A 15,000-nucleotide genomic window follows, 5' to 3' on the forward strand; every position below is an offset into this window, starting at 1 on the left:
TGTGTATGTCATCCTCAGTATCCGACAGTTCAATTTCGACCGTCTTTCCAATATACTGGGGATCTACAGAGTATTTACATTTACGGAACTGAACCATTGCCTCTTTGGAGACCACTCTCGTCAATTGGTCTTCAAAGTACGGCTTTAACAGGTCTTCAGGGAGTGGATGTAGGTGCTCTTTTTCTTTATCCAGCCACAGTGCGTCGGGGATGGCACCGGTCGCCTGGGAGACTTCCGTATTGAGCGCGTGACATAAATCATGAACGATATGTATCAAATCCACACTGTCATCGAACTCATGGTTATAGACCCGCAGCCGGTCCATCGTCCGTGCCAGTGCCTCGACCATCCCTTTGGTCTGGGGACGGTATGGCCGGCAGGCAATGGGCTGAAAGGCGGCATCCTTACTAAATGCGTAGAACCGTTGATTGAACACGACCTTATTATATTGTGTGCTGGATTGATCCACCACAGTCCGCATATTATCAAACCAGATTTCCCCCGGTACGCCGCCAGTGTGGTGGAAGGCATCGTCCAAACATTCAAACAAGGTGTCCTGATGTCGATCAAAAGTCAATGTAATATATTTCTTGCGGGAAAACGACAGGACGTATAAAAATATGTTGAAACGAAAGATCTCGCCGTGCCGGCTGATTAAAGTCATGTCTTCTTTCCAGTCCACCTGCCCCGCTAAACCGGGTGTGTGGATCACGCGTACTGTGGCCTGCTTCTGCCGTGTGCGTCTCTCCTTCCGACAATACTGTTTCACCAGACTGTAGCTCCCATCATAGCCTTTCTTTTCAATGAATTTAAATATACTATACGCGCTGCACTGGATTTCCAGTTTGTCATGGATGATCGGTTTAAATTCATCCAGCTTACTTTTTCTCTTCACCCGTTTTTTCTTCTCTGGGTACTGTGTCTCTGCTTCATAGGCGGCTTTCACCGTCCGGTAATCGCAGCCATACTGCCGGGCCAATGCGGCAAAGTTGGGTTTGATACCATCGTTCATAAATTTCCTGACTCCTTCACGTACGTCTTTTCTCATGAATATCCTCCTTCGATGTCATAAGAAAAGCATACAAAAAATGTAGGTCAATCAACAATTTTCAATTGCCGATTTCCTACATTTTAATACTGCCATTTACAATGACTTATTAAATTTACATGAGCGAGGATTTTCTAATTTAAAAGTGATTTCATGAGGATATGGTTTTTATTTTCTAAACTTCTCATTGCTTCTTCAACCAATAGAGGCTACTTTTTAAAATAAGAGGTGATATATAGATGGAAACCAAAAAATTGATGGACGAGATTGATTTGATTCTCCATACGTCCAAAGTAGGCACCATGTCGACGTCATCCAGTCCCACAGTCAGCGAATATATGACTTACTATATAAAGGATTATGCACTATATACCGAAACAGAAAAGAATTCCCCAATTATAAGCGGTATCGAACACAACCCTTTGGTCCAAATCACATTGGGCAGTGACGAGCAGAGTGACAATCATCTGGAAATCATGGGCGAAACCGAAGTGGTGACCGACCGGGAGATCATCGACTGGCTAGCACAGGAGAAAGGGCCGCTCACGGTGGCAGCTGATATGGTGATGCTTAAGATTATGGCACTGAAAGTGAAGCTGGTGGGGGAGTAGCGGCAGGACGCAAACGCTGCCACCTCTTAAAAAACCTCCTATGCCTACAGATTTCTGTAAGCATAGGAGGTAATAGCTCATTGCATTTTAAATCGTTCTAAGGCAATTCAATATTTTTATCAGCCTTAAGGGATGTTTTTCTGTATTATATTGACACCATTACTTATCAATTATTTAAAGTGTAGAACCCATTACATCTATAATTAACCATAAGAAACAGTGAGTCCACCATCAATGACGACTTCAGCCCCACTAATATAAGATGACTCATCTGAAGCGAAGAACAGAACCAGGTTAGATATTTCTTTTGGCTCTGCAATGCGTTGCAAAGGAATTTTATTCACCATTTCTGCAATTGCTTTCTTAGTGTCCTCCTGCTCTGTAATCGCAGTTCTGATCACACCGGGGAAAATGGCATTTACTCGAATATTGTCTTTACCAAAGTCCAACACTGCACTTTTAGTGAGACCTCTAACTGCAAATTTTGAGGAAGTATATGCAGCTAAATTTGGAAGACTGAACATCCCGGCAAGTGAAGAAACGTTGACGATTGAACCTGTATCTCCTTTCTTCATGGAAGGATGCACATATTTCATTCCTAGAAGCACACTATCTGCATTAATTTTCATCATTTTTTGATACGTTTCATAATCTATATCCTGAACTGACTCGTAATTGGTGATCCCTGCATTGTTAACCAAGATATTAATAGGGCCAAATAATTCCTCTGTCTTTGTAACTAAATTTTTCCAGTCATCTTCGCTTGAAACATCTATCTTCACAAATGCTGCATTTTCTCCTAATTGCTCAGCAAATTCCTCTCCTGCTTCAGCATTAAAGTCGGCGACAACCACCTTTGCACCTTCTTCAATGAACAATTCTGCATGTGATGCGCCCATTCCACCAGCAGCACCGGTAATTACTGCAACTTTATTATCCAAACGTCCCATAATTCAGTCTCCTTTAATTAATATTATTAATAATTGTGAATATAAAAGTAGTACATGTATTCACATTTCATATATAATTATATAAGATTATCGATAATATTGTAAAATGATGTGCTTCAGACAACACGATATTAAAGGATTTGAGTTTTCGATATAATAGTTTAAGTAATATTTATAAGGAGAAGAAAGATGGTTAAAAGTAAAGTGCTAGATAATCCATTACCGATTCAAATAGCAGAGTTATTGCTCTACCGGATTTTTTCAGGGGAATTGGTACAAGGACAACGTTTAAAAGAATCTGAGATTGCCCAGGAACTCCAAGTGAGCCATGCTCCTGTCAGAGAGGCATTTTATATTTTACAGAAGGATAATATATTGGAACGCCTGCCCAGGCGTGGCGTCACGGTCCGGACCATCAGTGACGAAGAGCTTAATGATTATATAGAAATTTTAGTTGTTCTTTTAAGAAAAGCGGTTAAGGACTGTGAAGATAAGTGGAATGCCGATGTACATGATGAATTTGAAAGACGCGTAAAAATATTGCAGATATACCATGATAAGATGCAAATTCTTAACTATATAACCAGTGCAGAAGATTTGCTGAGATTGTTCTTTGAAGCCTCTAAAAATACGGCATCTGTACGATTCTATTCTCAAATTGCAATGATAACCAAAGTAGCTGCCCAGACAAAATGGACGCCTAATAAAATTAATCAATATCATCAATCACTTAGGAAATTTATCAAATCAATAGAAGAATTGAATTTTGAATTAGCAATTGAAGAAATAACTGAAACAACATTTTCATCTTTTTTACCATCATAATCGAAAAAGCTCGAGACAAATGATATTAATGAGGGAGCAACTATCAGATAAGAGAGTTTAAGATTCCTCACGGTGGCAGCTGATAGTGATGCTTAAGATTATGAGCGTGTTGCCCACAATTTGATTTGTGGGGATCACGCTCTTTTTCATATACATATTTTAGACAAGAGACAGGATGACAACAAAAGGATAAATTGAGCTACAGTTATGGTTTCCGTATTTTCAGTATACTTCCTCCAGCTCCCTTTATTCTCTCGAATAAATATTTCTAAAAAAATAAGTATTATTGAATATTTATTTCCGTGAACGTGGTATAATAATTCCATCTTAATGAAAGGGCTTACATTTCTGTTAGACCATTCTGGCAGTACCGAGTGAGCTAATGGAAAGACATATTCCACATCCGCATAAACCTCCCAGACCTCATAAAAATCTTTAGGTTTTTTGAAGTGATGTCCTACATATCAGGGGATGGAGGGGAAGCAATGGATTTATATAAAATACCAGAAAGAAAGTTCAGGCCGGAGATTGAAGGGGTAAGGGCGGTAGCTGCGATTTTGATTGCGATTTATCATATTTGGCTCGGAAATGTCTCCGGCGGCGTGGATGTGTTCTTTGTCGTTTCAGGATTCTTGATCACTGCATCTTTATTGAGCATGTATGAACGTAACGGCAGTATTGATGTAATCGGCTATCTTTTGAAACTTGGGAAGAGGCTGTTTCCAACAGCTTTTGCGATATTATTATTTATTCTGATCACGAGCTTTTTATTTTTACCGCAGTCGCAGTGGACGGACACTCTCAGGGAAATACTTGCGGCAATGTTTTACTTTGAAAACTGGATGCTTGCTTTCAACTCGGTGGATTATCTGGCACAGAACAACGCTGCGAGTCCGGTCCAGCATTTCTGGGCGATGAGCACTCAGTTCCAGTTTTATATCATCTGGACGGCGGTATTGATCATTGCGGTCTTCATCGCAAGGATAATGAGGATTGCGCCGCGCAAGTCGTTATTCACCATATTGATCACTTTATTCATCGTTTCTTTAAGCTACTCGGTTTATATCACGACCGTCAACCAGCCCTGGGCATATTTTGATACTTTCGCAAGGGTGTGGGAATTCGCAACAGGGGGGATTTTATTTCTAATCATCGGCAACATCACTTTGAATAAATCTACAAGTTTCATATTCGGGTGGGTTGGCTTCATAGGATTGATCAGCTGCGGGTTGATACTGCAGGTGTCCACGATGTTCCCGGGTTATGCAGCTTTATGGCCAGTGGCTTCGGCAGTACTTATACTGCTCGCGGGCAATAATGGTGGCAAACTCAGTGTATATCAAATACTCGGTTCAAAGCCTTTAGTGAAGTTCGGCGGGATATCATATGGTTTTTATTTGTGGCACTGGCCTTTACTGATACTGTACTTCAACTTTACGGGGAATGAGTCGGTATCGATAATACACGGGGTATCGATCATACTGGCAGCAATCATACTTTCGTATCTCACCACCAACATCGTCGAAAAACCGATCAGGGTTAGAAAAGAGATGTCCAAGCCCAACACGGCATTGGTGCTCATTGGCATAGCTTCCCCGTTAATCATCTTAGCCGGCGCCTGGTCTTTCCATATCAATGAGCTGCAGGCGCAAACCAGTCTCGCAAGCGCCAAATCAAGTGATATGAGTGAGTATCCCGGCGCAATGGTGTTTGATTCCAACGTCAGTGATCTCAGCGAAATTCCGGAAGTCGATTTCCTGCCACAGCTGATCAATGTAAAAGACGACCTGCCGAGAAGCTACGACGATGGATGCCACCAGCAGGTGGAGGAGACGGAAGTCATAAGGTGTGAATACGGGGAAACGGAAAATCCGGACCAGACCCTTGCCTTGGTCGGCGGCTCCCACAGTACACACTGGCTCCCTGCTTTGGAAATCTACGCAGAGGAAACCAATACTAAAATAGTGAACTATACAAAGGGCAACTGCAGATTCTCTTCTGAAGCATATCTGGTGAGTACACCTGAGGCTCGGGAGACATGCGAAGAATGGGTCGACGGTGTGACGGAAGAATTGGTGGAGGAGAAACCCGATATTATATTCACAACGGCCGATGCCACTGAATGGGAAGGTATCCCTGAAGGATATGCAGAGAAATGGGAAGAGCTCGAAGAAAATGATATCAATGTTTTCGCCATCAAGGATAACCCGAGAGTCGAATATGACATACCCGGATGTATAGAAGAATACGGTGTGGAAAACGAAGGGTGTTACCTTGAAAATGATCTGGAAGATTATACAGAAGACATGGAAGAATTGGATTTGAGCAATGTCTATTATGCCGATCTGACAGATAAATTCTGTGAAGTGGACGTCTGTAAACCTATAGTAGGAAACGTCCTGGTGTACAGAGATGACCATCATATAACGAAAACCTATTCGGAAACACTGGCACCGTTCGTAGGAGAAGAAATTGATAAAGCGTTGGAGGGTTTTGGGGAGTGAGCATGACTATTAGGTAGAGATTATATTTAAATACTAGTGGAGCCCTGCATTTATCAATGTAGGGCCTTTTTTAATGTCTTCGTTATATTAGAAGATTATTACTAAATAAATTGGAGATTTTAATGGTTGTAGGCGTATTTACACAAAAGGCTGAGTAAATCCAAGAGTACTATAAAAAGTGATAAAACTTTCAAGGTGAAATTTTCTCTAAAGTTATTTAAAATTAACGGATTGTTTAGATTAAATAAGGTTTTATTGACTAATTATTCAAAAAAATGTAAGGTGGTTGGTAATAAAGTTACCTAATAACAGTTTAGGGGGCATATTCATTATGAAAGAATTGGTTATTTTTAAAATCAAGAGCACCTATAGTTATGACGATGTAATTGAGAGCCAGGAAGCATTTAAGAATTTGGGTAGTGAAAATGATACATATGATGTTAATTCTCTTGATGAGAAAGGAAAAGTATACATTGGTCACAACAATCAAAATGAGCCTGGTTGGTACGATAATGTAAAAATGTTGGCCACTGCTCTTGATAAAGATATTAAGAACCAATCATCTAGAGCAATTGCAGTTTTGGAAGTAGACAATAAAGTATATATTTTAACTTTTGGACATGGCAGACACATGATTAATGAGGATTATATAGTAAGGAATTTTGGCAGGAAGATAGTTTTAAATTTGATAGAAGCTGATTCAATTAAGACTACACAAACTGCAGCAATTGGTGATTTCATTACTAGTCATCTTTCCAGTTCTTCTCGTCAAACGAATTTAAATGATTTACGAATAAATACTGATAGCGACCTTTTATTGAGAATCGAAGGAAATATAAATATATTAAATTTAAAAGCAAATGCGGTAGGTGGAGATTCAATTAAATTATCTTTTAAGGAGCCAATTGAAGTTACACTTATAGTTAATATCATCAGAGAACTTGAAAAACAATATAATGAAGATGCTTACAAGGAGAAATTTGAATGGATAGATAATCTGGTGCCTATAAAAGATAAAGTATTAAAAGATGAGATATTTAAAGCAGCATTTAAAGATTTCATAAAAGAAGATGCTTCGTTGCACCTTGTTAATCTTGACACTACTTATGATAATTATTCCTATTCTTTTACTGAAAAAGGAAGCAGAGTAGAGGATATAAATGATTTAAAAAGTTTAATAACAGTAGGCGAACGAATTGAAGAGGAAGAATACATAAACGAGCTAACACAATCTCTTCTCAAGAAAAAAATATTTGCCCATGATAATGAAAACGGAGATATATTACTTTGGAGTTTAAAGAAGTGTTTAGCAGGAGAGGTTCCTGGTTTTGACCGTACTTATACACTGTTCTTAGGTAACATATATGAAGTGAATCAAGATTATGTAAATACCATAAACGAGAAGGTTAAGTCTCTGCAAAATGACCATAATTTTGAATTAGATTTTGATATATGTGATAAAAAAGAAGAGGGTGATTATCTTCAGGAACAAGCTGAAAACAGAGACGACATTATGTGTCTTGATCAAGATTTTATTACATATAATGGAAGAAGCATTGAAGCTTGTGACCTTTTAACTGACAATAAAGAACTTATCCATGTAAAAAAATGGTCATCTTCTAGCACATTAAGTCATTTGTTTCAGCAAGGCATAGTTTCAGCTGAATTATTGCTTAATGATCGATATTTCAGAGAAGAGTTGAATAAAAAATTAAATGAAGAGAAATTTAAAATCCCAGAAACAAATTTTCAACCTCCTGATTATACAATTATTTATAGTGTTTTATTCAAGGCAGAAAATTATACCTTCGTTGATTTACCTATTTTTTCAAAAATTGTGCTGGTTAATAGCTTTATCACTTTAAGAAACCTAGCTTTTAAAGTGAAGTTGAACAGCCTTAGATACATTGTTGAAGATAAGCAAAAATCCGAAGAGTAAGAGGTTTTTATATCCAAAAGGTAAAGAGCGTATTTAATCTAGAGATTTAGCTTACAGATAAGTTGGATGAAATATCGATATTCATTTAAGAAAGAAGATAATATACCGTGAATTATCTATTACAAATTATGAGTTTAGCGCACAGGGCAAAATACAAGTGCAGATTTTTACAGCCTAGAAACGTAAAGCCTTGTATTATTTTAATTAGTACAAATATTAACAAAAGATGTTAGGTAGCAATTGGTGCACAGCTCTAAATAACTAAGCTAAGAGGTGATTATCAATGAATAATTATAAAGAATACTTGGATTTATTATCTAAGAATTATGAACAAGCGGTTGATTTTCTACTTCAAAAATATGGTTCTGCACAAGATGATTATTTTAGGGAAGCTTCATACCAACGATTTATAAATGGAGAAATAAAGAGTATCACGAGAGGTAAAGCATCCAGAACAAAGGAAGGTCTATATTGCCATCATATAGATGAAATCAAATGGCTGAAAATATCTGATAAAAACTTTGTAAAGCAGTATAATATCCCCTTTGAAAGCCAAAGGAAAGATAGGTTGGTATATTGTGATTTGATAGAACATACCATTCTGCATGTACTGATAACAAAAGAAACATCCTTTGAGTTTGGTTATCCCGGATATGTCACATATTTAAAAGTTCTTATTGAAGAATGGTATCTTGATGGAAAAATACCTAATCGAGACTGGATGAAGGCGTGCTATAATAAATCATTTTTAGAGCCTCAAAAGGCGTTTGACATATTAAAAGAGATGCAAGAAGTTCTAGGGCAAAGTTACTTTTACTCTCTAGAAGATTATTATGAAGAGAAAAAGAAAAAAGAAGAGCAAATAAGAATGTGGGAAGAACGGCGGAAGCAACACCGGTTGGATGAGAGGGACCGTTGGATAGAGATTGCAAAGCAATTACATAATAAGAGTTCCAGAAACGAGATAGTCAATGCCTGCTATTCTGTACGGATACAATATGGAAATACAACGGATCTATTAAAAAGGTCGATTACATTTGAGGAATACGATAGTAAGATGAAAAATTATATGAAAGAAGATATACTCGCCGAACTTTTAGTATATATAGACAGACTGTCTGAGGAGGAAAGATGAATTATTAATCAAATTAAAAGAGGAGGTTAAAAGTATGAAGAAAAACAAGACCTTTATCTTATTAATAATAACTTTACTAACAGTGTTTATTGCTGCTTGTGAAAATCCACTTGAAATGAACAGTACAGATAGCAATGACAAAGTTGTGGTTAATGAGGAATTAAATGAATCCAATGAAGAAACGTACAATGGAAGCCCTTCTAACAATAATGATAACGTATCAGATGAAAGTAATAATCAGGATACGGCTTCAACCGATAACTTTGAACAAGTTGAAGACCCAAATGATTCAGAAGAAAATGACCCGCTAGCCAGTTATTCGGTAGCTGAAATTGAATATGCCCGTGTCTGGCTGGAGGTAGTGAACAACAGAGATATCGAAACACTGAATGTCGGTTATATTTCCGCAGGAGAACCAGTTGGCCAATATGAAGGTAAAAGCGTCAAATATCCAGAAGATGTCGTGCATTTATTTACAGATTTTCTAGCGGGAGGGAATGTGTTTTATAGTAGTAATGGAGATGGAAGCATTACTTTATATGATGTTCCCACCCGTTGGCCTACTCCTGAAGACTTAAAAGAAGAAAGAAATCAAACAATGGAAGAGTATACCCAAAGTATTATTGATAATCCTCAGCAAGTCATGATTGATCCAGGCGATGATGAAGAAGTAGAAAACATCATTAAAAAAATAGAAGTAGTATATTAAATCGTCATTTGGCTGTAAGGGTTGTTGACCACTTTTGAAACTTTTATATAGAAATGCGGAAGCACCTATAATGATATAGGTGCTTATTTGCATTCAACACTTTATATTAGTCGCAAGCAATACGACAGCGCTGTTTGCAGGTGATTTTAAAAGGGAAGAAGCAATTTCAGATGAGGCGAACAAAGTGATCACGATAGACGACCTCCCCCTTGCCGGTGTTTATAATCCCCGCATCCCGACTATTGCCCAGCCGATTGACGAGATTGCTCAGAACGCCTACCGTCAGCTGATGAGACATATCGAAGGCGAGGGCCGTAAGGTGAAGATGGTGAACAATTATAAGGGAAAAATTGTGGAGCGGTAAGAAGTTTATTTATTTTTGAAGCGGTTACTTATATAAAGTCAGCGGGTACATGATAGTATAACGATGAAGGCGGGGTGGACGGCTATGGACATGCAGGAAATGAAGCGAATATTCTCAAGCAACGAAGGCATTATACTGACTTTCATATTCACCCTGATTTTCATCATTACAAATCTCATCATGGTGGATTTCGCCGGTGTTCAGGAACTGATGACCGGGCAGGACCAGACGCCGTTCTTCATCCTGATACTCATCGTGATACTGGCATACCTCTTTAAAAATTCGAAGGTTGATATAAAGGGCGAAAGGTTTTTATTTATAATCATATGGAATTTGTACGTATTCAGCATCTTCATAAGTATGATCGTGAACCGGGATTTCGTCTGGACAGAAGCGCTCGTACTTGTGATGTTATCAATCATGTTCTGCTTCAAGCTGCCGAGGGAGCTGCTCACCATCATGGTGTTTGCAGCTTTGATCAGTCTGCCGGCTCTGCTGTTCCAGCCGCATGTCCTGAATGAAACCGGAGCGACGTTCGTCTTGATTTACACTGCAGGACTGATGTTCCTGCCGAGGCATAACAAGGCGATGTTGTATTACGGCCTGCCGGCATTTGCGCTGCTGATCGCCCTTACGGAAAGCAGGACTGCGATTGCGGTGTTTGTAGTCGTCACCGTCCTGCAGCTGATCTACATCAACTTATATAGAAGGTCGGGGCGTGACAGGAAGAGATTCTTCATTGTGCTCGGTATCGTGCTTTTAGGTGTGCTCATGGCATTCATCAGGCCGATATACAATTTCTTCATTGGTGGCAGTATCACGTCTGATGGGGTAGATTGGGATTACCTCACCTCAGGCAGATATGAGCCTTGGGTGCATGTAGTGAATAATATGTCATGGTTCGGTGAGGGGCGGGAGTATATCGACTTTACATCACTGCTCCATGTGCACAATATATTTTTGGATACTCTCGGCCGGTACGGCATCATTACCACTGTGCTATTCACAGTGTTGCTTATCGGGACATTGACTATTGCGTTGATGTCAATCAAAACATTCCATATCGCACTGTACATCTTCACGTTTATCCTGATTGGCCTTACGGAGTATAATTACCTCTTCATGTTCGTCTACTTCAGCCCGGTGATACTGTTGTTTGTGATGACGAGTTACCTAATTGAATTATTTAAGTAGTAAGATATATCTATTTTCTAATAAAATAATAAAGTTAAAGCACTCTTACCATAGACTAAGAGTGCTTTAATGATTAAAGAATTCCGAATATTATCAAAATTTATTTGTAAATAACTTCTTTATATAGGATAATTATTACAAAGCGGATATCAACGTGAAATTAATAGAGAAGAAAAGAAATAGTTTAAATATAATGGGTTACATGGTGCTTGTATTATCGAATTAAATGAAGCATATAAAATATTCAGTAAGATATTTATAGTAATAATGATATCAATCTAAAAAGATAATTAATTAGAGTGAAAGGTTTAGGTTAATATATCTTTCTTGTAGTTGTATTTAAGATAAAGGGGAAGAGTGCTATCGAAATTGTAGCTGTATACATAGGTCAACTAAATAATATTAAGAATAGATTATTTAATTTTAGCGAATCATACAAGGTGGAAAAGAATGATAAAGAATTTAAGTTTTCAGAAGTGGAAAATAATAATGATATAGATAATAAGAGTTTGATAATTGGTAGGAATGGTTCTGGTAAAAGTAGTTTATTAGAAGCCATGGATTTTACCAAGCCTATTAAAAGGTATCACCGAGATGTAATCGTTTTTGTCAAGTACAAAAATGAAATATATAGTGTTTATTCAAGTAGTGAGTTAGAGAAAAAAGATAAAATAGCTAATAAAATTTTTGGAGAGATGAATGGAAAATCTCCTATTTATAATTATGATGCAAGAATCTTGATTAAAAACTCTTTTAAAGGCTTTAATCTTCATTTCAATAAGTATATAACTAATTTTTCTAAAGAAGATAATGAAGTGAAGCGTGAAATTTCAAGAATAGTTACATTGAGTGGGGATATAAAAAGCTTAGATTCAAAATCAGAAATAGAAATGATTGAGAAGACTTATAATAATAAGAAACAATACCAACAGATGATGCCACTTCCAAAGGATTTGGAAATAGTTATTGGTGTCTTTGAAAATATGTTTGGCCGTTATAGGAATAAAATGGATGAAGACATTATGAATGATCTTTTTAAAAACTTTTTTCCACCTTTTCTATCAAAAGAAAAAAATAATCTTGCTTTTACTACACTTCCTAATAACCAAAAATTAATTATTTTATGGGACTTTCAAATAATCTACAACCTTCTTTTGGAAATTAAGAAGAGAAATCCAAAGATTTTAGATGATTTTAGGGTTTCCACTGAGACATTGTATGCTGAGGTATTAAAGAATAATTTTAAAATTTATAATAGAAAATTTAATGAATTACTTGAATTTATTACCAAAATTTTTACTGAGGAAATTGAAAAAGAAATAAGATTGATCAAAACCACGAACATGGAAGATATTTTGCTTGAAGGAGGTCAACATAAAGATAAAGACAAATATAATTATGATGTAGTACTAAAGAAGTATCAAAAGATTAGAAGGAATCTTGGAAGTAGAAAGAAAGTTTATTTTAATGAAAGAAGTTATATTTTTCAGATTCCATTTACTGAAGCATTATCTTTTGCCTTAAAAGACTTGTTAAAAGAGGAAAGAGCGTTTTATATACCTAAGATGTTTAGTGATACTATTAAAATTAGTAATAATATACAATCTACAGGAATGAGAAAAGTTATACAACTACTATTATCAATTGAAAAGGATATAGAGAATCATGATGTTATTCTGATTGATGAAATTGATGCATTCCTATATCCAGAGTTAAGTAGAAGATTTATTAATTTTATATATAAACATTTTGAAAAGTATAATATTACAGATAAGCAACTAATTTTTACTTCCCATTCTCCTTTTATTCTAAGTGATTTCTTTGAAAAGCAAGTTATTAATTTAGAGAAGTCAAAAGATGCTTCTAAGTATTTTGCTTCCAATTTTAACAAAATTTTATCTAACGATTTTGTCTTAAAAGGCTTGATAGGAGAATATGCTACAGAGCTCATAGAGTCTATGGAAGCCTTTGATGTAAAGAAAAAGATGTTTATAATTAATAATATTTCGGACCCAATAATAAAAGGAATGTTAAAAGCAAAATATTTAATATCACTTGAAAAGCCTGAAATAGATAACATGGACATAGAAGAGCTGGAGGAACTTCAGATATGGCTTAATCAAAGGATGAAGGATGAGTAGATGATTAATATTAGTTTTAAAGAAGAGCAATTACAAAGATGCAAAGATGAATATTTTAATTGGTTGGAAAGTTTATTTAGTCGCAATGGGAGCTTAAATCGTATAATTAGTATTATAAATTATTTTGATTTATGGGTTCAAGTTACTGATGACTATAATTTGAGTAATAATAGAGATAGACGTAAATTTTTAGTTGATAATCGGAAAACCATTATTGATCAAGCATTTTCACTAAAATTAAGTGAGAAAAGAAATTTTCAAATCAAACTTAGTAGCAGTAACGTTCTTATTAATTTAGTATTAGTATGTAATAATAAATTAAAACTGATTTCTGGTGAGACATTGTACACCTTTTTTAGAGGAAGTGATTTACCTTTTAAATTGTATAAAGAAGTACTAGGAATTAGTGTATGTCCATATTGTAATAAGAATTCTTTGGAGTATATCGAGTATGACAATACTGTACAAAGTAGAATGGACATTGACCATATCAAACCTAGATGGCAACATCCTAACTTAGCTATCCATTTTTTCAATTTAATGCCCTCTTGCCATACTTGCAATTTCATAAAAAGTAAAGCTGAATATGTATCCTTATTTGATGTTCAGAATGCGGACTTTAAATTTAAAATTGATTATAAGAATATGGAGTATAATGACATAGTGAAGCTTCATTTGAGTGAAGAGATCAAAGTTGTAATTGTAAAAGAGGTTTTGGATCTTCTTAAGTTAGAAAGTCGATACAACAGTGATCAACCAAAAATAAAAAGTATTCTAGAACGAAAATATTGGTACAATAATGAGTATGTAAAGCTTTTAAATGAGACGAAGAAATCAATTATAGATAGCAATACTGAGTTTAATATTTATGAAATGCTAGAATTACATTATGATGAGAGGTATTACTTCAACACCCCATACTCAAAACTTACAAAAGAATTACTAGAACATATTGATGTTATTTCAAAAGTTTATAGATGACATACTATTAAAAAGTTAGCTACCAAAATGTTTTTGATCATTAAGACTGTTAAATTCATTTCTTTATATTTTACCTTTCTACTAATCGGAAAGGCTGAATCTATTTACCTTTTTATGTGCATTTATTTCAGTCCAATCATATTACTCTTTGTGATAGTGACTCATTTTATTGAAGTAATTCGGGAGGAAAGAAGAAAATTTAAAAACAGGGTTATTAAATAAGTTTGCCAATACCAATAGATGTGGGTCTTTCTATAGATAATTAATACCACCGATAATATATTATAAAAATCAATATTTATAAACGAGTTACTTATTGGTCTTTATTTTTAACGCTTTTAGAGAAGTAGGACTATTTGATTTGCGTATTATGAATGTTAAATTATATTATGGTAAAAAGTACAGTTCAAACTAAAGATAAGAAAGAACTTTTTGAGTGAGTAGGCCATCGGCTTGCTTTTTTCATTTCGGTTAGTGGGAAAAGAGCTCGGGGAAGCCTGCACTGCAAGTGTTATTAAATATTTTTATCATACTCTATATAAATACGGTATTTCACTTATCACTGAATATATCCTATCCTTGAGTTATCAATTTCAGTG

At 35.8% G+C, this 15,000-nt stretch carries 12 protein-coding genes; 10 read left to right on the forward strand and 2 right to left on the reverse strand.

The genetic code is table 11. The features are described 5' to 3' along the window. Window positions 1–1,048, reverse strand: a 1,048-nt coding sequence (istA, locus tag CRN96_RS00005; RefSeq protein WP_097037974.1) for an IS21 family transposase, incomplete at its 3' end; no start/stop codon positions are given. Window positions 1,049–1,287: 239 nt separating this feature from the next. Between istA and CRN96_RS00010 the strand changes: the two genes are divergently transcribed. Then, window positions 1,288–1,659 (forward strand): pyridoxamine 5'-phosphate oxidase family protein, encoded by a 372-nt coding sequence (locus CRN96_RS00010; RefSeq protein ID WP_097037975.1) that lies wholly within the window; start codon window positions 1,288–1,290, stop codon window positions 1,657–1,659. Window positions 1,660–1,862: 203 nt separating this feature from the next. Here CRN96_RS00010 and CRN96_RS00015 read toward each other — a convergent pair whose 3' ends face one another. After that, window positions 1,863–2,609: an SDR family NAD(P)-dependent oxidoreductase gene (locus tag CRN96_RS00015; RefSeq protein ID WP_097037976.1), complete on the reverse strand. Its 747-nt coding sequence runs from the start codon at window positions 2,607–2,609 to the stop codon at window positions 1,863–1,865. A 189-nt stretch (window positions 2,610–2,798) separates the two neighbouring features. On the opposite strand from CRN96_RS00015, the gene CRN96_RS00020 reads away from it, so the two are divergent. The 9 genes from CRN96_RS00020 (at window position 2,799) to CRN96_RS00060 (ending at window position 14,401) form a co-directional block, all read left to right on the forward strand. Then, complete coding sequence (locus CRN96_RS00020) at window positions 2,799–3,434, forward strand: GntR family transcriptional regulator (protein WP_097037977.1); 636 nt, start codon at window positions 2,799–2,801, stop codon at window positions 3,432–3,434. Window positions 3,435–3,919: 485 nt separating this feature from the next. Next, window positions 3,920–5,938 (forward strand): acyltransferase family protein, encoded by a 2,019-nt coding sequence (locus CRN96_RS00025; protein ID WP_097037978.1) that lies wholly within the window; start codon window positions 3,920–3,922, stop codon window positions 5,936–5,938. Window positions 5,939–6,269: 331 nt separating this feature from the next. Next, window positions 6,270–7,877, forward strand: a complete 1,608-nt coding sequence (locus CRN96_RS00030) for a TIGR04141 family sporadically distributed protein (protein ID WP_097037979.1) — start codon at window positions 6,270–6,272, stop codon at window positions 7,875–7,877. A 283-nt stretch (window positions 7,878–8,160) separates the two neighbouring features. Continuing rightward, window positions 8,161–9,012 (forward strand): SAV1803-related protein, encoded by an 852-nt coding sequence (locus tag CRN96_RS13175; RefSeq protein ID WP_179647051.1) that lies wholly within the window; start codon window positions 8,161–8,163, stop codon window positions 9,010–9,012. Window positions 9,013–9,046: 34 nt separating this feature from the next. After that, window positions 9,047–9,721 carry a hypothetical protein gene (locus CRN96_RS00040; RefSeq protein ID WP_097037980.1) on the forward strand — a complete coding sequence of 225 codons (675 nt, stop codon included), beginning with the start codon at window positions 9,047–9,049 and terminating at the stop codon, window positions 9,719–9,721. 79 nt (window positions 9,722–9,800) lie between these two features. Beyond that, complete coding sequence (locus CRN96_RS00045) at window positions 9,801–10,085, forward strand: substrate-binding domain-containing protein (protein WP_097037981.1); 285 nt, start codon at window positions 9,801–9,803, stop codon at window positions 10,083–10,085. Between the two features lie 84 nt (window positions 10,086–10,169). After that, on the forward strand, window positions 10,170–11,279 hold the full coding sequence (locus CRN96_RS00050; RefSeq protein WP_245844497.1) for an O-antigen ligase domain-containing protein: 1,110 nt from the start codon (window positions 10,170–10,172) through the stop codon (window positions 11,277–11,279). A 440-nt stretch (window positions 11,280–11,719) separates the two neighbouring features. Continuing rightward, window positions 11,720–13,420, forward strand: a complete 1,701-nt coding sequence (locus CRN96_RS00055; RefSeq protein ID WP_179647052.1) for an AAA family ATPase — start codon at window positions 11,720–11,722, stop codon at window positions 13,418–13,420. After that, window positions 13,421–14,401 carry an HNH endonuclease signature motif containing protein gene (locus tag CRN96_RS00060; protein ID WP_097037983.1) on the forward strand — a complete coding sequence of 327 codons (981 nt, stop codon included), beginning with the start codon at window positions 13,421–13,423 and terminating at the stop codon, window positions 14,399–14,401. It begins immediately after the preceding gene. Window positions 14,402–15,000 lie beyond the last annotated feature (599 nt).

Origin of the sequence: Salinicoccus kekensis, from assembly GCF_900220995.1 — a bacterium.
GTDB lineage: Bacteria > Bacillota > Bacilli > Staphylococcales > Salinicoccaceae > Lacicoccus > Lacicoccus kekensis.

What these genes read in the sequence shown, in the direction of transcription:
- CRN96_RS00010 (WP_097037975.1), top strand. Translation starts at nt 1,288, where the DNA reads ATGGAAACCAAAAAATTGATGGACGAGATTGATTTGATTCTCCATACG.
- CRN96_RS00015 (WP_097037976.1), bottom strand. Translation starts at nt 2,609, where the DNA reads ATGGGACGTTTGGATAATAAAGTTGCAGTAATTACCGGTGCTGCTGGT.
- CRN96_RS00020 (WP_097037977.1), top strand. Translation starts at nt 2,799, where the DNA reads ATGGTTAAAAGTAAAGTGCTAGATAATCCATTACCGATTCAAATAGCA.
- CRN96_RS00025 (WP_097037978.1), top strand. Translation starts at nt 3,920, where the DNA reads ATGGATTTATATAAAATACCAGAAAGAAAGTTCAGGCCGGAGATTGAA.
- CRN96_RS00030 (WP_097037979.1), top strand. Translation starts at nt 6,270, where the DNA reads ATGAAAGAATTGGTTATTTTTAAAATCAAGAGCACCTATAGTTATGAC.
- CRN96_RS13175 (WP_179647051.1), top strand. Translation starts at nt 8,161, where the DNA reads ATGAATAATTATAAAGAATACTTGGATTTATTATCTAAGAATTATGAA.
- CRN96_RS00040 (WP_097037980.1), top strand. Translation starts at nt 9,047, where the DNA reads ATGAAGAAAAACAAGACCTTTATCTTATTAATAATAACTTTACTAACA.
- CRN96_RS00050 (WP_245844497.1), top strand. Translation starts at nt 10,170, where the DNA reads ATGGACATGCAGGAAATGAAGCGAATATTCTCAAGCAACGAAGGCATT.
- CRN96_RS00060 (WP_097037983.1), top strand. Translation starts at nt 13,421, where the DNA reads ATGATTAATATTAGTTTTAAAGAAGAGCAATTACAAAGATGCAAAGAT.